The organism is Streptococcus fermentans (assembly GCF_040888305.1).
Taxonomy (GTDB): domain Bacteria; phylum Bacillota; class Bacilli; order Lactobacillales; family Streptococcaceae; genus Streptococcus; species Streptococcus fermentans.
Window position 1 is genome coordinate 74,559 of sequence record NZ_JBFNFG010000008.1, and the last position, 20,651, is coordinate 95,209.

Here is a 20,651-nt window from a genome sequence, read left to right on the forward strand (position 1 = left end):
AGGACGTTAGCTGCCCATGAAAAATAGGGAATGGCGCTGACTTTCCACGAAAGGCAAGACAGGCATCTTTTTTCAAGAGGCAGGTAGTCCGTGTTCAATTTCTAAGATACAAAGCCTGTAAGAACACAAAGTGAAAATAGGAGGTCTGAGCAAGGAGTATCTACTCCTTGGAAGAACTATCTTTTTCACACTGGGTTCCATGCGTGTTCAATTTTCAAGATACAAAGGACGTAAGCTGCCCATGAAAAATAGTCTAGATTATGGGTGTATATCCCAGAGCAATACTTCCTTCTCCCAGGTGAGTCCCAATAACACTACCGAAGGTTGCAATTGAAACATCTGTAGCCACTCCACCATCGATTAAAAGCTGGCGCAAATCTGCTGCTTTTTGAGGAGCATTCCCGTGAATGACAGTGATCTGGTAATTCCCATTAGCTGTTGCTTCTTTAACAATTTCAACTAAGCGTTTTGTAGCCTTTTTCTCTGTACGAACCTTTTCATATACTTCTATCACACCTTGGTCATTGAAGTATAGGATTGGCTTGATACTAAGGAGATTCCCCAAAATAGCCGCACCATTAGAGAGTCGTCCACCCTTAACTAGATGGTCAAGATCATCCACCATGATAAAGGCTGAGGTATTTTCAATCTGTTCAGTTACTTTATCTAAGATAGACTCAAAGCCATCTCCTTGCTCTGCCCATTTCAAGACACTCTCAACCATATAGCCTAGGGGAGCGCTTGTAATACGGGTATCAGGAAAGGCAATGGTTACCCCTTCATATTCATCCTTCATATACTGGATGTTTTGGTAAAATCCTGAAATTCCAGAAGATAGGAAAAGCCCCAAGGCATGTGTATAGCCTTTATCTTTTAATAATGATAAAATTTCATCCAACTTGGCAATACTTGGTTGGCTCGTTTTTGGCAATTCGCTTGCTGAAGCCATTTTTTCATAAAATTCTTGAGCGGTTAGATTTACACCTTCAACATACTCCTGTCCATCGATATTCACAGGAATGTCTAGCACAAATAAATCTTCTTTCCGCAAGGTTTCCGCTTGTAGAAAAGCAGATGAGTCTGTTATGACCGCTAATTTCATTTCTTAAAACTCCAAATTAATTCCCGGTAAATCAAGGGCAATTTCTGTTACTTCATAAGTCAAACGATTAAGCATATCCAAACATGGACGAGCTAGTGTCTCAACCTCTTCTTGGCTGAAATCACTTGGTTGGTCGACAATACGACCTTCAACATGATTGACTTGAGAAATCGTTCCACTAATGACAAATCTATCAAAGACAATCATAAAGCTCAAAACAACTACTAAAGAGGTAACTTGATTTTCTTGATCATGCTGAAGCAATTGGAAGTTTACATCAACCTTAGTTTCAGGTGCTCCATTTTCATTTTCCCATTCAAAGTTACGCGCATCGAAGTGATACTGACTAACAAATTCTTGTTCACGTTTTAAATTCATTTTCATCTCCATTGGTACAATATAGTTGCCATTGTACCATATTTTTTTATTTTCTGCTAGATTTACTAAATACCAATCTCAGTTTTAACAACTTCAGCAATAGTGTCTACATAGTAGTCTACTTCCTCAGTGGTTGGGGCTTCAGCCATGACACGCAAGAGTGGCTCCGTTCCACTTGGGCGAACGAGGATGCGACCATTGCCTGCCATTTCTGCTTCCATCTTCTCGATAATAGCCTTGATAGCTGGCACTTCCATAGCTTTTTCTTTCATGGCATTTTCCACACGGATATTGACCAATTTTTGTGGGTAAATAGTCACTTCTGAGGCCAACTGAGACAAGCTCTTACCTGTTTCTTGCATGATCTTGGTCAATTGAACCGCTGAAAGCTGACCATCACCAGTAGTATTATAGTCCATCAAGATAACGTGACCTGACTGCTCACCACCGAGATTGTAGCCAGATTTTCTCATTTCTTCAACGACATAGCGGTCTCCAACTGCAGTGACTGCTTTATTGATCCCTTCACGATCCAAGGCCTTATGGAAACCAAGGTTGGACATAACAGTTGTCACAATGGTGTTTTGGGCCAACTGACCTTTTTCAGAAAGGTATTTACCAATGATGTACATGATCTTGTCACCATCGACAATTTCGCCATTTTCATCTACTGCAATCAAACGGTCGCTATCGCCATCAAAGGCTAAACCAATGGCAGATTGACTTTCTTTTACAAGTTCTTGTAAGGCTTCTGGATGAGTTGAACCAACGTTCAAGTTGATATTAAGGCCATCTGGAGTTTCTCCGATAACTGTTAATTGAGCACCTAGGTCTGCAAAAATTTGACGAGCACTTGTTGCAGCTGCACCGTTGGCAGTATCCAAGGCAACCTTCATCCCTTCAAGAGGAGTTCCAGTTGAAACAAGATAGGCTTCATACTTACGTAAACCTTCTGGGTAGTCAACAACCGTACCTAAGCCCTCTGCACTTGGACGTGGGAGAGTATCTTCACTGGCATCTAGCAAGGCTTCGATTTCTGCTTCTTTGTCATCGTCTAGTTTAAAGCCGTCACCACCAAAGAATTTAATTCCGTTATCAAGGGCTGGGTTGTGACTAGCTGAAATCATAACACCTGCGCTCGCACCTTCTGTTTTAACAAGATAAGCTACTGCTGGTGTTGCAAGAACGCCTAGTTTGTAAACGTGAATTCCGACTGAAAGGAGGCCAGCAATCAAAGCTGCTTCTAGCATTTGACCTGAGATACGAGTGTCACGTCCTACAAACACTTTTGGTGCTTCAGTCGTATGTTGACTGAGAACATAACCTCCAAAACGTCCCAATTTGAAAGCTAATTCTGGCGTAAGTTCTACGTTTGCTTCTCCACGGACTCCGTCCGTTCCAAAATATTTACCCATGTTATATCCTTTTCTAATTTTTTAGTCTTTCTTTGAAGAGTCTGGTTTGGTTTCAGACTCTGCAGTAGAAGATTTCGTTGAAGATGAGCTAGTAGTTGAAGAGCTTGAACTACTTGCTGATCTAGCTTGTTTCGTTGTTATCTTCATGGTTGTTTCATACGGTGTAATCACCGTTGGTAAAACTGTTCCATTCTTATCAATAGCTTGTAGAGGAACTGAACCCGTATAATTTCCTGTAATTTTTTCACTAGTTGGTAAAACAGCCACAATCTTATCAATCTTAGACAAGGTATCAACATCACTAGTAACCGAAACGCGTTCATCTGAAACAGTCACACTATCGATGAGAATTCGTTCATCAACCTTACCAGAGTCAATCTGTGGAGTGACTGGTAAATTATCCCGTGTTGCTTTCTTCCCAATTTTAACGGTGATTTTCTGCGGTGTTGCTAGGGCTGTTAAACCACTTGGTAGATTCTCAATGGTCAAGGGAACTTCAACGGTTCCTTCTGTCGCCTGTGTTAAATCTGCAGTAACCTTAAATTTACGAGTGCTTTCTTGCATCTCACTAGCCAAGGTCACTCGATTGGATCCAGTTAAAAATACCGTTACTTCTGAACTAAAACCACTAATAAAATACTGCTCACTATCGTACTGAATATCAATTGGTACATTTACGACCGTATTGGTATAGGTTTCTGTTCGAGCCGGTCTTGCATTATTATTATTTTGATAATTAATAGAGGTAGCGTAAATAAATAAAACGCAAGCAAAGAGGAGTGAGGAGATGATATATAAACTATTTTTTTTCATTCTTCCAGCCTCCTAATATACGCTCTGTTAAGCTTGGCTCTTGTGAATTTTCCGGAATCAGTATACGACGTAGCTCTTCCTCAAATTTTTCCATCGTTAAATCATGCTTAAAGACACCATTATGGGTAATGGAAATACCTCCAGTTTCCTCTGATACCACAAAAGTGAGAGCATCAGAAACCTCAGATAAACCAATGGCTGCACGGTGTCGCGTTCCAAACTCCTTAGAAATACCAGTGTCTTCAGTAAGTGGAAGATAAGCAGATGTTACAGCTATTCGATCACCTTTTATAATGACTGCACCATCATGTAAAGGTGTGTTTGGAATGAAGATATTGATTAAGAGTTCTGCAGAAATTTTAGCATCTAAAGGAATCCCCGTGGAAATATATTCCTGCAAGGTTCTGACACGCTGAACTGATACAAGTGCTCCAATTTTCCGCGGGCTCATATATTCTACCGCTTTAACAAAGGCCTGAATCATCTGTTCTTCGGAACTCATTGGTGTACTTGAAAAGAAATCAGTCGCACGTCCTAATCGCTCTAAACCTGTCCGAATTTCTGGAGAGAAAATAACAACCGCTGCGATAACACCGTAAGTAATCAATTGATTGATCAACCAGGAAATAGTCGTCAAGCCCAGGGTATTTGCTACTATCTGAGCTAAGATAAAAACTAAAACACCTCGAACCAGGATCATAATCTTGGTCCCTGCAATTGATTTTGTAAATTGGTATAAGATATAGGCAACGATAAGAATATCAATCACATTTATCAGAATACTCCAAGGACTGGAAAATAAACTAGACCAGTATTGAAGATTAGATAATTGCTGAAAATTCATTCTAGGCCTCCTCTCCATAAAAAAGCTACTCTTCATTATATCATTTTATATGAAAATTTTCTTCCCCCTACTTCATTTTAAATTGGTAGAAAATATGATAGAATAAAATGATAGAAATGAATTAAGGAGAAACCATGTCTGAACTATATGATATTACCATTGTAGGAGGTGGACCTGTCGGTCTTTTCGCAGCCTTTTATGCTCACCTTCGTCAAGCCAAAGTACAAATCATCGATTCTCTTCCTCAACTAGGTGGTCAACCTGCCATCCTATATCCTGAAAAACAAATTCTCGATGTTCCAGGTTTTCCAAACCTTACAGGGGAAGAATTGACTAACCGCCTTTTGGAACAACTTGAAGGGTTTGAGACACCTGTTCACCTCAATGAAACTGTTCTTGAGATTGAAAAAGAGGATGGTGTTTTTAAGATTACAACCAATAAGGGAGATCATACTTCTAAAACCGTTATTATTGCTATGGGAGGCGGGGCTTTCAAACCACGTCCACTCGAATTAGAAGGTGTTGAAGGCTATGACAATATCCACTACCACGTTTCTAACATTCAACAATATGCTGGTCAGAAGGTAACCATCCTGGGGGGTGGTGACTCAGCCGTTGACTGGGCTTTAGCTTTTGAAAAGATTGCTCCAACTACACTTGTTCACCGTCGCGATAACTTCCGTGCACTTGAGCATAGCGTACAAGCCTTGCAAGAGTCTTCTGTAACTATCAAAACACCATTTGTGCCGAGTCAACTTCTTGGTGACGGCCAAACTCTTGACAAGCTTGAAATCACAAAAGTCAAATCCGATGAAACCGAAACCATTGAATTGGACCACCTCTTTGTCAACTATGGCTTTAAATCTTCTGTCGGTAATCTTAAAAAATGGGGATTAGAACTGAACCGCCACAAAATTATCGTCAATAGCAAGCAAGAGTCAAGCCAAGCTGGAATTTATGCTATCGGTGACTGCTGCTACTACGAAGGTAAGATTGACTTGATTGCGACTGGTCTAGGGGAAGCACCAACTGCTGTTAATAATGCCATTAACTACATTGACCCCGAACAAAAAGTACAACCAAAACACTCTACAAGTCTATAAGAAAAGAACCACGAATCATACGATTCGTGGTTTTACAGTTCCTCTGCGATTTTGTTGATCTTTCTCAGGCGATGATTGACACCACTTTTGGTTAAGGGATTTGTCAGACTATCTGCCAACTTTTGAATAGAATAGTCTGGATGCTGAATACGCAGACGGGCAACTTCCTGCAAATCTGCTGGCAGATTATCCAAGCCAATTCTATCTTTGATTTTACTGATATTATTAATGGTTTTCATACTCGCTGAAACCGTACGAGCAATATTTGCTGTCTCTGCATTATTGGCACGATTGAGGTCATTTCGAGTTTCTCGGAGAATCTTGACACCTTCAAAAGTATCTCGCGCCTGCATAGCTCCTACTAAAATCAGGAAATCCATAATATCTTCTGCTCGCTGGAGATAGGTCACTGCACCTTTTTTTCGTTCAATCACCTTGGCATCTAACAAGAACTGCTGCAAGAGCGAAGCGATCCCTTGGGCATGGTCCAGATAAACTGAACTAATTTCCAGCTGATACTTGCCTGACTCGGGATCTCGAATGCTCCCATTTGCTAAAAATGCACCACAAAGATAGGCACGACCTGCTTCTTCATCTTCTAAAATATCCGGATCAATTCCCGTCTCCAGACCAAAGAAAGAATCAGCCAAACGCAAATCCGCTAAAAGTTCTTGGACTTGTTCATCTGTAAACACAGTATAGACCCGATTTTTACGAAGATTGCTTCTCTGATGATGACGAATCTCCGACTTGATACCATAAAAGTGCAAGAACGATTCATAGAGATGGCGGGCAAGCTTGGCACTCTCTGTAACAACGGATAAGGTCAAGCCAGAACTAGACAAACCTACGCTTCCAGACATCTTGATAATGGCAGATAGTTCGTGGCGACTCAGATGGTGCTGACCCAAAATTTCTTCTTTTACTGCAACTGTGAAGCTCATTTTCTCACCTGTATAATGCGCATGAGCTCATCCACAATGAGATCACCATCATGAAAGGCTCCACCATTTTCCAAACGTAGGAAGTTGGATGAAATGACACGAGGAACCTGTTTACGCAAACCTTCAAAATCATGCTCAACCTGTACTAAATACTCATCAAAACGATTGGTATCCATATAATCTCTAGGTACCTTCTCGATATTAACAAGCACAGTATCAATAAATGGTCTACCCAAATGACGTTGCAAGACTTCCACATGATCACTATCTGTAAAATGCTCAGTCTCACCACGTTGGGTCATGATATTGCAAACATAAGCCACCTCTGCTTTGGTTTCAAGAAGGGCTTTTCCAATCTCTTCAATGACGATATTCGGCAAAATGGAGGTAAAGAGTGAACCAGGCCCTAAGACAATCATATCACTCTCAAGAATGGTATTCACAACTCGACGACTTGCTTGTGGTTTTTCATCATCCAGGGTATTGGTGACGTAAACATGATCAATCATGCCTGAATGATCTGCAATGTGACTTTCCCCAGCTACTTCTGAACCATCTTTAAAGACTGCGTGCAAGGTTAAGGGATGATCACTAGATGGATAAATCTTACCTGTCGTATGGAAAAATTTACTCAGTAATTGCATGGCATTATAGGTTGAACCCTGCATTTCAGAAAGCCCTGCTATGAGAATATTCCCCAGAGGATGTCCAGCAAAGGCACCTGCATCATCAGAGAAGCGGTATTGAAAAACCTTCTCATAGAACTTTGGCATATCTGACATGGCCACAAGGACATTGCGTAAATCCCCAGGTGGTGTCAACTGCTGCATATTTTTACGCAGTTCACCTGAAGAACCTCCGTCATCAGCAACAGTTACAATGGCTGCAATGTCAACATCTCTTTCCCGCAAACTTTTTAAAATAACAGGGATTCCAGTTCCTCCACCAATCACCGTAATTTTTGGTTTTCTCATGAACGGTTTACCGTTTCCTTTCTTCGGTCTTTATCACGATGACTTTCATTTACAGACCAATTCTTAGACAAATCATTGGCTAATCGTTTGGCAAAGGCAACACTCCGATGTTGCCCACCTGTACAACCTACTGCAATGGTTAAAACTGATTTGCCCTCTTTTTTATAGCCAGGTAGGATTGGTTCAATCAAGGCCAACAAATGGCGGTAGAAATCTTCAGATTCCTCATGATTCATAACGTAGTCATAAACGGCCTGGTCTTCACCTGTCTGATTGCGAAGTTCTGGTAGATAGTAGGGATTTGGGAGGAAACGGACATCAAAAACTAAGTCAGCATCAATTGGAATGCCGTATTTAAACCCGAAAGACATAACCTCAATACGGAAGGACTGAACCTGTTCTTGATCTGAAAATTGTTCAGCAATGGTCTTACGAAGTTCACGGGGAGTCAATTCTGTTGTGTCTACCACGTTTTGACTCATATTTTTCAAAGGTGCTAAGAGTTCGCGTTCTAACTTGATCCCATCTAAGATACGGCCATCTGCTGCTAGAGGGTGGCTTCTTCTGGTTTCCTTATAGCGAGCCACCAATTCCTTATCAGCTGCATCCAAAAAGAGGATTTTGAAGTCCAAATCATCTTGATTTTCCAATTCATCCAAAACAGCCTGAATCTCTGAAAAGAAAGAACGACTACGCATATCCACCACTAGAGCTAACTTGTGGTCATCATCCTTGGTCTCAACCAACTGCAAAAATTTTGGTAAGAGGGCAGGTGGCATATTATCAATGGTAAAATATCCTAAATCCTCAAAGGATTGAATGGCTACAGTTTTTCCTGCACCACTCATTCCTGTCACAATCACCAGGTGAAGTTGTTTCTTTGTCATCATTGTCTCCTTATATCAAAAGAAGTTTGGAAGAACCAAACTTCAACTCGCTTATCCAATCTCTGCAATGACTTCAATTTCGACTTTTACATCGCGAGGAAGACGAGCTACTTCTACAGCTGAACGAGCTGGAAATTCCTTATTAAAGGCTGTTTGGTACACCTCATTGAAAGGTACAAAGTCGTTCATATCACTCAAAAAGCAAGTTGTTTTGACAACATGGTCAAAATCTGTCCCCGCTTCTGCCAAAATAGCTCCAATGTTTTTCAAAACTTGTTCAGTCTGTTCTTGGATCGTTTCTCCTACGATTTCTCCAGTTTCAGGAGATAGTGGAACTTGACCGCTAGCAAACAAAAGATTGCCAACGATTTTTCCTTGAACGTAAGGTCCGATTGCCTTTGGAGCTTTATCTGTATGAATTGTTTTTGCCATATGTATTCCTCACAATTTTTCTAAAATAGCATCCCAAGCTTGATCCATTCCTGCTTTTGTTACGGATGAAAAGAGGATAAAATCATCGCTTGGATCAAAATTTAATTTCTTTTTTATAGCTGATTTGTGCTTGTTCCATTTACCACGCGGAATCTTGTCTGCCTTGGTCGCCACAATGATGACAGGAATCTCATAATACTTAAGAAACTCGTACATCTGTACATCATCTGCTGACGGATCATGACGAAGGTCAACAAGACTAACAACCGCTCGAAGATTTTCACGAGTGGTTAAGTACTCCTCAATCATGCGACCCCACTTTTCGCGTTCCTTTTTGGAAACACGAGCATAACCATAACCGGGCACATCCACAAAACGCATCTTATCATCAATGTTAAAGAAATTAAGTAGTTGTGTTTTTCCTGGTTTCCCAGAGGTACGAGCTAGATTTTTTCGATTGAGCATGGTATTGATAAAACTAGATTTACCAACATTTGAGCGACCTGCGAGCGCAATCTCAGGAAGTTCATCCTGTGGATAGTGGGACTTGTTGGCTGCACTCAGCAAAATCTCAGCATTGTGTGTATTGATTTCCATAGTCACCTCTAGGCTGTCTCTAGGATTGGCTTAGCCGTTCCGTCAACCGCTTCTTTTGTGATACGAACTGTTTTCACATTTTCTTGACTTGGAACTTCAAACATAACGTCTAGCATAGTTTCTTCGATGATTGAGCGAAGACCACGCGCACCAGTTTTGCGTTCGATTGCTTTGTTAGCAATTTCCTGGAGGGCTTCGTCGTCAAATTCTAACTCAACATCATCATAAGAAAGCAAGGTCTGGTATTGTTTGACCAAGGCATTTCTAGGCTCTTTCAAAATGCGAACCAAGTCATCTACTGTCAACTGCTCCAGAGCTGCAAAGACAGGCAAGCGTCCAATTAATTCAGGAATAATACCGAATTTCTGAATATCTTCTGCGATGATTTCTTGCATGTAAGAGCTGTTTTCGTCAATAGCCTTGTTGTTTTGTCCAAAGCCGATAACTTTTTCACCCAGACGCTGTTTGACAATCTCTTCGATGCCATCGAAGGCACCACCCACAATAAAGAGGATGTTTTTTGTATCCACTTGAATCATTTCTTGTTGTGGATGTTTACGTCCACCTTGTGGTGGTACACTAGCTACAGTTCCTTCGATAATCTTGAGAAGGGCTTGTTGCACCCCTTCACCAGAAACATCACGTGTGATAGACACGTTCTCGCTCTTCTTGGCAATCTTGTCGATTTCGTCTACGTAGATAATTCCACGTTCTGCACGTTCGATATTAAAGTCAGCTGCTTGCAAGAGTTTGAGGAGGATATTTTCCACATCCTCACCAACATAACCAGCTTCCGTCAAGGCTGTTGCATCTGCAATGGCAAAAGGTACATTCAAACTTCTAGCAAGAGTTTGAGCAAGGAAAGTCTTCCCTGAACCAGTTGGACCAATCATCAAAATGTTTGATTTTTGCAAATCCACATCTTCTGACTCTTCACGAGTATCATGGAAATTGATGCGTTTATAGTGGTTATATACAGCCACTGCCAAGGCACGTTTGGCACGATCTTGACCAATCACATAGTGGTTCAAAATATTCAGGAGTTCGATCGGTTTTGGTACTTCAGACAAGTCAGCCAAAACTTCCTCAGCCAACTCCTCACGAATAATTTCCTGGGCCAACTCCACACATTCATTACAGATAAAGGCGTTGTTCCCAGCGATTATTTTTTTAACTTCTTCTTGGCTTTTGCCACAAAATGAGCAATAAACCATCATATCATTTTTCCTATTTGTAGGCATGATTCCCTTCCGTTCTAAATGATTTTTCTATCTAAAATAAGGTCATATAAAAAGCATGAATGCTATTCACCAAGTTTGTAAAGGCATTTAGCCAAAGTAGAGTAGCAAGTCCAAAGCGCTTTTTACGAAAAGCGTGTGTTCCAGCTACAAGACAGACAGCACACAAAAGAGCTGTGAAAAATCCAAAAATACTGCGCTCCATTAGACTTCCTTTCTCTTTCTATATTCGATGGTAAAATCATAGGCATTTTTCTCATCTTTGCTATAAGATTTGCTTGCAAGAGTCTCAAAAACAGTCAAATCAAAATCTTCCGGGAAATAAGTATCCCCTTCAACTTGAGCATGAATTTGTGTCACAATAATCTCATCGAGATAAGGTTCAAAAAGCTGAAAAATCTGCTTGCCACCAAGGATATAGAGATTCTTATCCTGATGATGATACCAGTCTAAAACCTGCTCAACATTTTGGAAAACCAGAGCCCCCTCAATTGACTCTTCGGGATTGCGCGTCAAAATTAGGGTCTCACGTCCTGGAAGCAATCGTCGCCCCATTCCATCAAAGGTTACACGTCCCATTAAAATGGCATGATTCAAGGTTGTTTCTTTGAAATGTTTTAACTCTGCTGGCAAATGCCATGGCAAGCGATCCTCTTTTCCGATTACACCCTTTTCATCTTGAGCCCAAATGGCTACGATTTTCTTTGTCATGCTTTCATCCTTTTCATTGATAGTTCTATTTTATCAAAAATCTTCAAAAAAGACTGTTTTGGAATGCCCTCCTGAATAGAAAAAATCCGTAGAAAACTTCTACGGATTTTTAGAAAAATACAGTACCTTACAAACCAGGTGCTTGTCCTAATTCTGCTGCAATCATCCAGACTGTTTTTTCAAGATCTGCCTTAGCACCAACGAAGATATCGTTTGTTACATCATCACCTTCTTCATCAGTAACATCCAATGCTTTTTGGAAAAGTGTGATGAGGTAACGATAAATAGATAGAACACGCTCTAAACTTTCTTCTACGTTACGGAATTCTCCAACTTCTTCTTCGATTTCACTGTGTTGAAGGAATTCTGTCAAAGTAGAATATGGTTTGCCACCGAGTGTAATCAAGCGTTCGCTGATTTCATCTAGGTAACCATCAAGGCTATCCATGTATTCATCCATCTTAGGATGCCATACCATAAAGCCACGTCCACGCATGTACCAGTGTACTTGGTGTAGAGCGATATGGGCTACATACAAATCTGCTACTGCTTGATTCAAAACTTCCTTTGTATTTACTAGCGCTTCTGCCGCTGGTTTAGTTAATGTTGCTACATCTTTTACTGCTTCTTTTTTCAATTCTACCATTTTTTTCACCTCATTATTATTTTTTGTAACCATCTTTATTGATTACTACCTCAGTATACTACTCCTAGTATACAAAAGCAAGGAAATTAACCCATATTAAAAAAGTTGTAATTGACTGATAATTTAAGAAAATGTGCAGATGTTTTTTTAGTTATTTTCGCTGTTTTTATTAGAGAATTGACTTTGATAAAGGTCATAATAGAAACCTTTTGCAGCTAAGAGACTTTCATGATTTCCTTGTTCGATAATCTGCCCATCTTTCAGCACTAAAATTTTGTCAGCTTCCTGAATAGTCGAAAGTCGATGGGCGATAACAAAACTTGTTCTCCCCTTCATCAAACGTTTCATGGCCTTTTGAATCAAGAGTTCTAAACGAGTATCGACTGATGAGGTCGCTTCGTCCAAAATTAAGATTTTTGGATCAGCCAAGAGAGCACGCGCGATAGTTAACAACTGCTTCTGACCAAGAGAAATATTACTTGACTCTTGGTTCATTTCCATGTTGTAGCCACCAGGAAGGGTGCGGATAAAGTGGTCAACATTAGCCGCCTTAGCCGCTTCAACGATTTCCTCATCCGTTGCCTCAAGATTTCCAAAGCGAAGATTTTCCTTGATACTGCCTTCATAGAGCCAGGCATCCTGTAGGACCATCCCAAACTGACGACGGTAGTCCTGACGAGACAGGTCACGAATATCTTGCCCATCCACTAAAATGGCACCAGCTGTCACATCGTAAAAACGCATAAGAAGGTTAATCAAGGTTGTTTTACCTGCTCCAGTAGGTCCTACGATAGCCACCATCTCTCCAGGTTTAACATCTAGGTTGAAATTGCGAATCAATGGTTTGTTTTCCACGTATTGGAAATCGACATTCTTGAAGCTAACTTGACCTGTCAATAGTGCTAGTTCTTTCACTTCAGCAGCTTGGACTTCTTCTTGTTCATCCAAAACTTCAAAGACACGGTCAAGCGAAGACTTGGCACTTTGCATTTGTCCCGCTAATTGAGTGATATTTTGAATCGGTTGACTGACCTGCCACACATACTGAACGAAAGCTTGCATATTACCAATCGTTAAGCGTCCTGCAATAACCTGCAAACCACCTAATACTGCAACAATTAAGTAAGTTAAATCAGACACGATATGAAGGGCAGGCATCATCAAACCTGATATAAAACTTGCCTTGAATCCAATCTGTTGCAATTCATCCGTAATCTTTTCAAATCTCTCTTGAGATTTCTCTTCACGTCCGAAAAGTTTAAGAACATTGAAACCAGTCAAGCTTTCCTGTACAAATCCATTCATTTGTCCCAGAATGGCTGCTTGCTGTTTAAAGTATGGTTGCGAACGATTCAGAATCGTTTTAGCCCCAAAATAAGTTATCGGAATCGACAATATAACAATGATAGCCAACTGAAGATTTAGATAGAGCACCATTCCCATAACAAAAAGAATGGAAAAGACTGCATTGACGATTTGTAAGAAAGATTGTTGTAGAGCGTTTGAAACAGTTTCAACATCACTTGTGAAACGACCTAACAAATCTCCAAACTGGTGCTTGTCAAAGTAGGACACAGGGATGCGGTTGATTTTTTCGCTCATTTCATTTCGCAAATCCTGTATCATGGACTGCACCGCATTGGTCATGAAGTAGTTTGAGTAATAAGACCCCAACTCATAAAAAAGACCACGCAAGAGATAGATCGCCAGAATCACTGCGATATAGCTGGTATTAATCCCTGCTCCTGCAACACCATTTGCCATGGCAAGAAGATTGCTGGTTAACTCTGTAATAGCAAGTCCCAATACGAAAGGCTCAATAACACTCATAATGACGCTGACTATTTTCAAGAAGACTGCAAAGAAAACAGAGAAACGGTAGGCTTTTAAATAGCTCCATAGACGAGCTAAACTAGATTGATTTTTCATCCTTTACCTCCTATTCTTCTGTTAGAGACGCATTTTTTAGTTGCGACTCAGCAATTTCTCGATAGATGTCATTAGTTTCCATCAATTCCTCATGACGACCACGACCAACGATTTCCCCCTTATCAAGGACGATAATCTGGTTAGCATCCATGATGGTTCCAACACGTTGCGCAACAATCAATACTGTTGCGTCTTGAGTCACTTCTTTGAGACGACGGCGCAAGATTGCATCTGTACGGTAGTCCAAGGCCGAGAATGAATCATCAAAGATGTAGATGTCTGGTCCCTTGATGACAGCTCGGGCGATCGATAAACGTTGCTTCTGACCACCTGATAGGTTGCTTCCTCCTTCAGCTAGATGGGTTGCAAAACCTTCTTCTCGACTTTCGATAAAGTCTTTGGCTTGGGCTACATCAGCTGCTTGGTGCAAATCCTCATGACTGGCATCTTCTTTCCCGTAACGGAGATTATCTGCAATCGTTCCAGTGAAAAGCAAGGCCTTCTGTGGAATAAAACCAATCTTCTGACGGAGTGATTTGAGTCGATAATCTCGAACATCAACACCATCGACCTTAATTTTCCCCAGAGTAACATCGTAGAAACGTGGAATTAACTGAACCAGAGTAGACTTACCTGACCCAGTCGAACCGATAAAAGCAAGGGTTTCTCCCGGTTTAGCAGTAAAGGAAATATTATGCAAAACAGGGCTTTCTGTTTCCCCAGGATAGGCAAAGGTCACATTATCAAATTCTAAGTAACCATGTGTTTCTGTTTCTTGAATTCCGTCCTCATTTGGATCAATGGAAATCGGCATATCCATGATTTCCTTCAAGCGTTCACTGGATACGGCCGTTCTAGGGTACATGGTAAAGAGGTTTGACAAGAATAGGAAGGACAAGAGAGCGTGGAAACTATACTCGATAAAGGCCACCAAATCCCCAATCTGCAAACTTCCCTGTTTGAGAGGATCCAAAGCAAACCAAACGATAGCTACAATCATAGCGATAATGATTTGCACAAAAAGCGGCTCTGTCAAACCAGTCAATTTGAACAAGCGATTGGAATTGTCCGCATAGATTGCATTTTTCTCTTCAAAACGTTTTTCTTGGAAATCTTCACGAGCAAAGGCACGAATCACTCGCAAGCCCATCAAATTTTCACGGACATATTGGTTTATCTTGTCCAGTGTTCTCTGTTGTTTTTCAGATAAGGGGCGCGTTTTCACTGCCACATAAAGGACTACTACAGCTAGAAAAGGAACGGAAAAAGCGACAATCCAGGCTAGTGAGGGGCTAGTTAAGAAAATCATGAGAATACTCGACAGCATCATCATGGGAGTGATAACACCCAACTTAAGCGTCTGCTCTGCAAATTGCATAAGGACAAAGGCATCACTGGTAATACGAGTAACTAGTGAAGAAACACCAATCTGTTCATATTCATGATGAGAATACTCTTGTAGTTTGGCATAGACATCGTTGCGCATGTCCTTAACCATATTGGTCGTCAACTTACTAGCAGCATAGGATAGGATAATCCGTCCAAATGTTCCCAAGACGATAATAACCAACATGATGATGGCCCAAAAATAGAGTTTATCCTGGTCACCTTGGTTTATTCCCTGGTCAATCATGCGGGCTAAAACTGTTGGTAAACCTAGATTGACAATGACAAAGAAAATTGCCCCGAGAAAGTCTAACACTAACCACTTGGGATAGCGTTTGAGATAAGACCAAATATAAAGCATAATTCTCCTTTCTTTTTCTTCTAAAATGCAGAAAAGAGCGTGCTTTCGCACGCCATTTTACTAAAAAGAAGACAGGCAGCCAAAACCTCGAGAGAGGGAACTGTCTGTCTCAGATATTTAAAGACTATTTTACAAAGTCAAGCAATGCCAAGAAGCTTTCTGGATCAAGGGATGCACCACCAACAAGAGCTCCGTCAACGTCTGGACAAGCCATGTATTCAGCAACGTTTTCAGGTTTAACTGAACCACCGTATTGAACACGTACTTTGTCAGCTACTTCTTGACCGAAGTCAGCAGCTACAACGTCACGAACAACTTTACACATTTTTTGTGCGTCGTCTTGTGAAGCTGATTTACCAGTACCGATAGCCCAGATTGGCTCATAAGCGATAACTGATGAAGCTACTTGTTCTGCAGTCAATCCAGCAAGAGCAGCTGAAACTTGAGCACCTACGAATTCTGCTGCTTTACCAGCTTCGTAAGTTTCAAGTGACTCACCACAACAGATGATTGGAAGCATGCCGTTAGCAAAGATTGCTTTTGCTTTTTTGTTGATGTCTTCGTCTGTTTCGTGGAAGTAGTCACGACGTTCTGAGTGACCGATAACAACGTAGTCAGTACCGATTTCTTTCAAAACTTGTGGGCTAGTTTCACCAGTGAAAGCACCAGCATTTTCAAAGTAGCAGTTTTGAGCAGCAACTTTAAGGTTTGAACCTTTAGCAGCAGCAAGTACAGTAGTCAAATCAACTGCAGGAGCTGCGATACCTGCTTCAACAAGGTCTGATGAAGGAAGTTTTGATGCTACAGCTTCAACGAATGCTTTTGCTTCTTCTGGGTTTTTGTTCATTTTCCAGTTACCAGCAATAAATGGTTTACGTGACATTTCACATACCTCTTTTTTCATTTTATTTTCTACTTATTTTATCATATTTATAGATAGCTTGCAAATCTTACTCTGTAACTAGAAGTCTTCTTTTCAAAAACTTTCCAGTCGCCATTTCTATTTGAAAGCTGGCTTGCGCCTCGTTAATTTGACCACTGCTTCTGTTCTAGCCGTGTGTGGAAACATGTCAACGGACTGGATATAATGCAGGTCATAAACCTCTAGCAATCGGACTAAATCACGCGCCAAGGTAGACACATTACAGGATACATAAACCATCTTTTCAGGAGCGTATTTGACAATGGTATCCAAGAGCTTATCATCTAAACCTGTACGCGGCGGGTCTACTATCAAAGCATCTGCACGATAGCCTTCCTTGTACCAACGAGGAATAATTTCTTCTGCAGTCCCTGCTTCATAGTGAGTATTGGTATAACCCATACGCTTAGCATTTTCTTTGGCATCCTCAATAGCTTCTGGGATAATATCCATCCCTCTCAAACTTTTGACTTTTTTAGCAAAAGCAAAACCAATGGTCCCAACACCACAATAGGCATCAATCAGATGGTCATTCTCAGTCACATCCAAGGCCTTAACCGCTTCACTATAGAGAATTTCAGTCTGTTCAGGATTAAGCTGATAGAAAGCTCGAGGTGAAAGAGAGAATTCATAATCTAGAACACCTTCGCGTATACTATCTTGACCCCAAATAATCTCTGTCTTGTCCCCATAAATCTCAGAAGTTTTGGCAGTATTGGTATTGACTGCGACAGTCACTACTTCAGGATAATCCTTGACTAGGTCTTTCACAAATTGAGTCAAATTCAATTGGCGATTGGTCACAATGATAATCTGAACTTGCCCAGTTTTCCGTGCTCGACGAACCATGATGGTCCGAACTCCAAGAATTTTCCGTTCATCTGTAATCGGAATTTGATGATAGGTCAAGAGTTCAGCAATGCGATTGGCAATAGATTGCGTTTCCTTGTCTTGAACAAGACAGTCCTTTAACTCGACCAAATAATGGGAATTCTGAGCATACAAACCTGCCTTGACTTGACCTTTAAACTTTCGTGTTTGAAATTGCAGTTTAGCCCTATAATACTTTGGTTTCTGCATGCCAATGGTTGGTCTGATTTCAAAGTTTTCATAGCCAGCAGGGGCAAATTTTTTTAGAGCTTGATGAAGAAGATCTGTCTTGAATTCTAGCTGCTTATCATAATGTAGGTGCATGATCTGACAACCTCCACACTCATTATAAATGGTACAGTCTGGAACCACTCGAAACTTAGATTTTTTATTGACCTCAAGCAGTTTAGCCTCAACGTAGTTACGCTTAACCGAAGTCACCTGACAATAGATATCTTCTCCCTTGAGGGCACCTGGAACAAAAACGAGGGTTTTCTGGAAAAAACCAATTCCTTCTCCGTTAATCCCCATGCGCTTGATTTTTAATGGAATTTTTTGTTTGACTTTTAGATTCATAAGTCTATTATACCACGTAGTTTCTCAATGGTTAAGAATATGTTACAATAAAACCATGAATACAAAGATATCTTTTTCCTCATTGGATTTTCCTGAGCAATTACGAACTTATATAGAGGGGACAAGCCTTTCTGACAGCTCTTCTCATTCAGGCGCAAGGGTCCTTTATCTTGACTCAGGTTACTATTTAAAAATTGATCAAAAAGGAAGATTAGAGCGAGAAGCTAGCATTGCAAGGTGGTTTCAAACCAAAGGACTGGGAACTCCAGTCATCTACTATCTATCTACAGATAAAGACTACCTCCTGACTAAAGAGGCTATTGGTCATGATGCTCTCGCTTTTTTAGATCAGCCAGAAAAAATCTGCCGAACAATGGCAGAGGCTCTTAAAAAGCTTCACAGCTTAAACCCACACAATTTTCCATCAGAAAATCATTTACAGACCTATAAAGACAGAGCCTTTAAAAACTATGAAAAAGGGGAGTTCTATGCCAAGGCGCTCCTAGCCCAATTCCAGATTAGCAGTCGCGAAGAGGCCTTCCAACTCATCCAAGAACAAGGGCACCTTTTAAAGACAGATGCCTTCATTCACGGGGACGCCTGTCTACCGAACTTTATTCTAAAAGATGCTAGCCATTTCTCTTGCTTCATTGATCTTGGTTTGGCTGATTTTAGTGATCGGCATATCGATCTCTTTTGGGCAATTTGGTCCCTCAATTACAACTTAAAAGATCCCAAATATGCTGAACTATTTCTCGACTATTACGAGAGAGAGCTGGTTGATAGCAACAAACTTCGACTCGTTGCTGCCTTTGAAGCATTTGGGTAAAAGGAAAATATGAAAATCACAAAACTTGAAAAGAAAAAAAGACTCTATCTGCTCGAACTTGATAGCGACCAAACCTGCTACATTACCGAGGATACCATTGTTCGCTTTATGTTAACAAAAGGGAAAGAAATCTCAGCTGAGGAACTAACTGAGATTAAATCCTTTGCGCAATTTTCCTACAGTAAAAATCTAGCTCTCTACCACTTATCCTTCAAGGCCCGTACTGAAAAAGAAGTTAGAGATTATCTTGCCAAACATGAAATTGATGAGAAAATCATTCCCAAAGTCATTCAGTCTCTAAAGAATGACAACTGGATCAATGACCGCCAATATGCACAAGCTATCATCAATTCCAATCAGCTTTCAGGAGATAAGGGAAGCTATATGCTGATGCAGAAGATTTCTCAAAAAGGGGTTGCTAAGTCTATCATCCAAGAAGTCTTACAAGAATTTGATATGGCGGAAGTCGCAGAGCGTACAGCTGAAAAACTACTGAAAAAATACCAAGGGAAATTACCTGCCCGCGCCTTACAGGACAAGATTATCCAAAATCTGACCAACAAAGGGTTTTCCTACTCAGAAGCCAAGGCTGCCTTTGATCAACTAGATAACCAGGTCGATGAAGAAACTGTTCAGGAGCTAATTTTTAAAGAATTGGATAAGCAATACCCAAAATACTCACGAAAGTATGAAGGATACGAACTGAAACAACGTTTGACCCAAGTTTTAGCTAGAAAAGGTTATGATTTTTCGGATATAGCCAGCGCTCTCCGAGAATATCTTTAATTTTTTCATAAAAAAACTAAGAACTTTAAACAAAAATGTGATACAATAGTAAACGATAAACTTATAAATTGTAGAAAGTTGGTTAGTTATGAAACTTCCAAAAGAAGGCGACTTTATTACAATTCAAAGTTATAAGCATGATGGAAGTCTCCACCGTACTTGGCGGGACACCATGGTACTAAAAACAACAGAGAACGCTATTATCGGCGTCAACGACCACACACTTGTTACCGAAAGTGACGGTCGTCGTTGGGTAACTCGAGAACCGGCTATTGTTTACTTTCACAAGAAATATTGGTTTAATATTATCGCTATGATTCGTGAAAATGGTATCTCCTACTACTGCAATATGGCAAGCCCTTACTATCTGGATGAAGAAGCTTTAAAATACATTGACTATGATTTGGATGTTAAAGTTTTTACAGATGGTGAGAAACGCCTCTTGGACGTTGAGGAGTATGAACGACACAAGCGAAAAATGAAATATTCTTCTGATCTAGACTATATTCTGAAAGAGCATGTTAAGATTCTTGTTGATTGGATTAACAATGAGCGAGGTCCTTTCTCAGAAGCCTATGTCAACATTTGGTACAAACGCTACGTAGAACTAAAGAATCGGTAAAGTTGTCAGAGGTCAGGATTAAAATCCTGACCTCGTTTTTTGATTTTCAACAAGCCTTTGAGTAGCGACTAATTGAACTGTTTATCAGCCTTCTAAATTTCAAAAAGCTCCTTTAAGCAAAACTTCATTTTTATCCACAAATCTTAAGTCTCAACTGATTTTTGAAGTCTCGCAAGACACGGACTAGGAATTCATTGATCGGTCCATCGACTTCTCTCCATCACCTTTTCCTAGCAAAAAACGGCTCTTTGTCAACTGTAGTGGGTTGAATAAAAGCTAACATCTG

General features: G+C 40.5%; 22 protein-coding genes. 4 read left to right on the forward strand and 18 right to left on the reverse strand.

Annotated features, from left to right (window positions below):
• Nucleotides 1–253 precede the first annotated feature (253 nt).
• From AB2B50_RS07875 to cdaA, 5 genes are all read right to left on the reverse strand, one after another.
• A complete protein-coding gene (locus tag AB2B50_RS07875) occupies nt 254–1,102 on the reverse strand; it encodes a DegV family protein (protein ID WP_320692902.1) in 849 nt (282 codons plus the stop codon).
• 3 nt (nt 1,103–1,105) lie between these two features.
• Nucleotides 1,106–1,480: a DUF1149 family protein gene (locus tag AB2B50_RS07880; RefSeq protein ID WP_045763528.1), complete on the reverse strand. Its 375-nt coding sequence runs from the start codon at nt 1,478–1,480 to the stop codon at nt 1,106–1,108.
• Between the two features lie 65 nt (nt 1,481–1,545).
• Nucleotides 1,546–2,895: a phosphoglucosamine mutase gene (gene glmM, locus AB2B50_RS07885; protein ID WP_320692901.1), complete on the reverse strand. Its 1,350-nt coding sequence runs from the start codon at nt 2,893–2,895 to the stop codon at nt 1,546–1,548.
• Between the two features lie 21 nt (nt 2,896–2,916).
• Entirely contained in the window at nt 2,917–3,708 is a 792-nt protein-coding gene (locus tag AB2B50_RS07890; protein WP_049527546.1) for a CdaR family protein, read from the reverse strand.
• Nucleotides 3,695–4,552 carry a diadenylate cyclase CdaA gene (gene cdaA / locus AB2B50_RS07895; protein WP_320692900.1) on the reverse strand — a complete coding sequence of 286 codons (858 nt, stop codon included), beginning with the start codon at nt 4,550–4,552 and terminating at the stop codon, nt 3,695–3,697. The genes AB2B50_RS07890 and cdaA overlap by 14 nt, the downstream gene beginning before the upstream one ends.
• A gap of 134 nt (nt 4,553–4,686) precedes the next feature.
• Here cdaA and AB2B50_RS07900 point away from each other — a divergent pair, with 134 nt between their 5' ends.
• A complete protein-coding gene (locus AB2B50_RS07900) occupies nt 4,687–5,655 on the forward strand; it encodes an NAD(P)/FAD-dependent oxidoreductase (RefSeq protein WP_316107496.1) in 969 nt (322 codons plus the stop codon).
• Between the two features lie 32 nt (nt 5,656–5,687).
• On the opposite strand, the gene whiA is transcribed toward AB2B50_RS07900, so the two are convergent.
• From whiA to rlmD, 13 genes are all read right to left on the reverse strand, one after another.
• On the reverse strand, nt 5,688–6,599 hold the full coding sequence (gene whiA, locus AB2B50_RS07905; RefSeq protein ID WP_320692899.1) for a DNA-binding protein WhiA: 912 nt from the start codon (nt 6,597–6,599) through the stop codon (nt 5,688–5,690).
• Nucleotides 6,596–7,573 (reverse strand): YvcK family protein, encoded by a 978-nt coding sequence (locus AB2B50_RS07910; protein ID WP_316107494.1) that lies wholly within the window; start codon nt 7,571–7,573, stop codon nt 6,596–6,598. Before AB2B50_RS07910 ends, whiA begins: the two co-directional genes overlap by 4 nt.
• Nucleotides 7,570–8,460, reverse strand: a complete 891-nt coding sequence (gene rapZ, locus AB2B50_RS07915) for an RNase adapter RapZ (protein ID WP_320692898.1) — start codon at nt 8,458–8,460, stop codon at nt 7,570–7,572. The genes AB2B50_RS07910 and rapZ overlap by 4 nt, the downstream gene beginning before the upstream one ends.
• Before the next feature lie 51 nt (nt 8,461–8,511).
• Complete coding sequence (locus AB2B50_RS07920) at nt 8,512–8,892, reverse strand: RidA family protein (protein WP_001140424.1); 381 nt, start codon at nt 8,890–8,892, stop codon at nt 8,512–8,514.
• A gap of 9 nt (nt 8,893–8,901) precedes the next feature.
• On the reverse strand, nt 8,902–9,489 hold the full coding sequence (gene yihA, locus AB2B50_RS07925) for a ribosome biogenesis GTP-binding protein YihA/YsxC (RefSeq protein WP_320692897.1): 588 nt from the start codon (nt 9,487–9,489) through the stop codon (nt 8,902–8,904).
• A gap of 8 nt (nt 9,490–9,497) precedes the next feature.
• Nucleotides 9,498–10,730 (reverse strand): ATP-dependent Clp protease ATP-binding subunit ClpX, encoded by a 1,233-nt coding sequence (gene clpX / locus AB2B50_RS07930; protein WP_006145154.1) that lies wholly within the window; start codon nt 10,728–10,730, stop codon nt 9,498–9,500.
• Between the two features lie 31 nt (nt 10,731–10,761).
• The gene (locus AB2B50_RS07935; protein ID WP_000442255.1) at nt 10,762–10,932 is read right to left on the reverse strand and encodes a hypothetical protein; all 171 of its coding nucleotides are present in this window, start codon (nt 10,930–10,932) and stop codon (nt 10,762–10,764) included.
• Complete coding sequence (locus AB2B50_RS07940) at nt 10,932–11,438, reverse strand: dihydrofolate reductase (protein WP_320692896.1); 507 nt, start codon at nt 11,436–11,438, stop codon at nt 10,932–10,934. Before AB2B50_RS07940 ends, AB2B50_RS07935 begins: the two co-directional genes overlap by 1 nt.
• Nucleotides 11,439–11,565: 127 nt before the next feature.
• A complete protein-coding gene (locus tag AB2B50_RS07945; RefSeq protein ID WP_320692895.1) occupies nt 11,566–12,084 on the reverse strand; it encodes a Dps family protein in 519 nt (172 codons plus the stop codon).
• A gap of 147 nt (nt 12,085–12,231) precedes the next feature.
• A complete protein-coding gene (locus AB2B50_RS07950) occupies nt 12,232–14,013 on the reverse strand; it encodes an ABC transporter ATP-binding protein (RefSeq protein ID WP_320692894.1) in 1,782 nt (593 codons plus the stop codon).
• A gap of 10 nt (nt 14,014–14,023) precedes the next feature.
• On the reverse strand, nt 14,024–15,760 hold the full coding sequence (locus AB2B50_RS07955) for an ABC transporter ATP-binding protein (RefSeq protein WP_320692893.1): 1,737 nt from the start codon (nt 15,758–15,760) through the stop codon (nt 14,024–14,026).
• Between the two features lie 124 nt (nt 15,761–15,884).
• Nucleotides 15,885–16,643 carry a triose-phosphate isomerase gene (tpiA, locus tag AB2B50_RS07960; RefSeq protein ID WP_000087902.1) on the reverse strand — a complete coding sequence of 253 codons (759 nt, stop codon included), beginning with the start codon at nt 16,641–16,643 and terminating at the stop codon, nt 15,885–15,887.
• A gap of 117 nt (nt 16,644–16,760) precedes the next feature.
• Entirely contained in the window at nt 16,761–18,128 is a 1,368-nt protein-coding gene (gene rlmD, locus AB2B50_RS07965; protein WP_049504718.1) for a 23S rRNA (uracil(1939)-C(5))-methyltransferase RlmD, read from the reverse strand.
• A gap of 55 nt (nt 18,129–18,183) precedes the next feature.
• On the opposite strand from rlmD, the gene AB2B50_RS07970 reads away from it, so the two are divergent.
• The 3 genes from AB2B50_RS07970 to ntdP all read left to right on the forward strand — a co-directional run bounded on the left by AB2B50_RS07970 (nt 18,184) and on the right by ntdP (nt 20,365).
• Nucleotides 18,184–18,957, forward strand: a complete 774-nt coding sequence (locus AB2B50_RS07970) for an aminoglycoside 3'-phosphotransferase (protein WP_320692892.1) — start codon at nt 18,184–18,186, stop codon at nt 18,955–18,957.
• A gap of 9 nt (nt 18,958–18,966) precedes the next feature.
• Nucleotides 18,967–19,743 carry a recombination regulator RecX gene (gene recX / locus AB2B50_RS07975; RefSeq protein ID WP_320692891.1) on the forward strand — a complete coding sequence of 259 codons (777 nt, stop codon included), beginning with the start codon at nt 18,967–18,969 and terminating at the stop codon, nt 19,741–19,743.
• 88 nt (nt 19,744–19,831) lie between these two features.
• The gene (gene ntdP, locus AB2B50_RS07980; RefSeq protein ID WP_000775325.1) at nt 19,832–20,365 is read left to right on the forward strand and encodes a nucleoside tri-diphosphate phosphatase; all 534 of its coding nucleotides are present in this window, start codon (nt 19,832–19,834) and stop codon (nt 20,363–20,365) included.
• The last annotated feature ends 286 nt before the right edge of the window (nt 20,366–20,651 follow it).

Coding starts and splice junctions, on each gene's coding strand:
- AB2B50_RS07875 (WP_320692902.1), bottom strand. CDS start 1,102: ATGAAATTAGCGGTCATAACAGACTCATCTGCTTTTCTACAAGCGGAA.
- AB2B50_RS07880 (WP_045763528.1), bottom strand. CDS start 1,480: ATGAATTTAAAACGTGAACAAGAATTTGTTAGTCAGTATCACTTCGAT.
- glmM (WP_320692901.1), bottom strand. CDS start 2,895: ATGGGTAAATATTTTGGAACGGACGGAGTCCGTGGAGAAGCAAACGTA.
- AB2B50_RS07890 (WP_049527546.1), bottom strand. CDS start 3,708: ATGAAAAAAAATAGTTTATATATCATCTCCTCACTCCTCTTTGCTTGC.
- cdaA (WP_320692900.1), bottom strand. CDS start 4,552: ATGAATTTTCAGCAATTATCTAATCTTCAATACTGGTCTAGTTTATTT.
- AB2B50_RS07900 (WP_316107496.1), top strand. CDS start 4,687: ATGTCTGAACTATATGATATTACCATTGTAGGAGGTGGACCTGTCGGT.
- whiA (WP_320692899.1), bottom strand. CDS start 6,599: ATGAGCTTCACAGTTGCAGTAAAAGAAGAAATTTTGGGTCAGCACCAT.
- AB2B50_RS07910 (WP_316107494.1), bottom strand. CDS start 7,573: ATGAGAAAACCAAAAATTACGGTGATTGGTGGAGGAACTGGAATCCCT.
- rapZ (WP_320692898.1), bottom strand. CDS start 8,460: ATGACAAAGAAACAACTTCACCTGGTGATTGTGACAGGAATGAGTGGT.
- AB2B50_RS07920 (WP_001140424.1), bottom strand. CDS start 8,892: ATGGCAAAAACAATTCATACAGATAAAGCTCCAAAGGCAATCGGACCT.
- yihA (WP_320692897.1), bottom strand. CDS start 9,489: ATGGAAATCAATACACACAATGCTGAGATTTTGCTGAGTGCAGCCAAC.
- clpX (WP_006145154.1), bottom strand. CDS start 10,730: ATGCCTACAAATAGGAAAAATGATATGATGGTTTATTGCTCATTTTGT.
- AB2B50_RS07935 (WP_000442255.1), bottom strand. CDS start 10,932: ATGGAGCGCAGTATTTTTGGATTTTTCACAGCTCTTTTGTGTGCTGTC.
- AB2B50_RS07940 (WP_320692896.1), bottom strand. CDS start 11,438: ATGACAAAGAAAATCGTAGCCATTTGGGCTCAAGATGAAAAGGGTGTA.
- AB2B50_RS07945 (WP_320692895.1), bottom strand. CDS start 12,084: ATGGTAGAATTGAAAAAAGAAGCAGTAAAAGATGTAGCAACATTAACT.
- AB2B50_RS07950 (WP_320692894.1), bottom strand. CDS start 14,013: ATGAAAAATCAATCTAGTTTAGCTCGTCTATGGAGCTATTTAAAAGCC.
- AB2B50_RS07955 (WP_320692893.1), bottom strand. CDS start 15,760: ATGCTTTATATTTGGTCTTATCTCAAACGCTATCCCAAGTGGTTAGTG.
- tpiA (WP_000087902.1), bottom strand. CDS start 16,643: ATGTCACGTAAACCATTTATTGCTGGTAACTGGAAAATGAACAAAAAC.
- rlmD (WP_049504718.1), bottom strand. CDS start 18,128: ATGAATCTAAAAGTCAAACAAAAAATTCCATTAAAAATCAAGCGCATG.
- AB2B50_RS07970 (WP_320692892.1), top strand. CDS start 18,184: ATGAATACAAAGATATCTTTTTCCTCATTGGATTTTCCTGAGCAATTA.
- recX (WP_320692891.1), top strand. CDS start 18,967: ATGAAAATCACAAAACTTGAAAAGAAAAAAAGACTCTATCTGCTCGAA.
- ntdP (WP_000775325.1), top strand. CDS start 19,832: ATGAAACTTCCAAAAGAAGGCGACTTTATTACAATTCAAAGTTATAAG.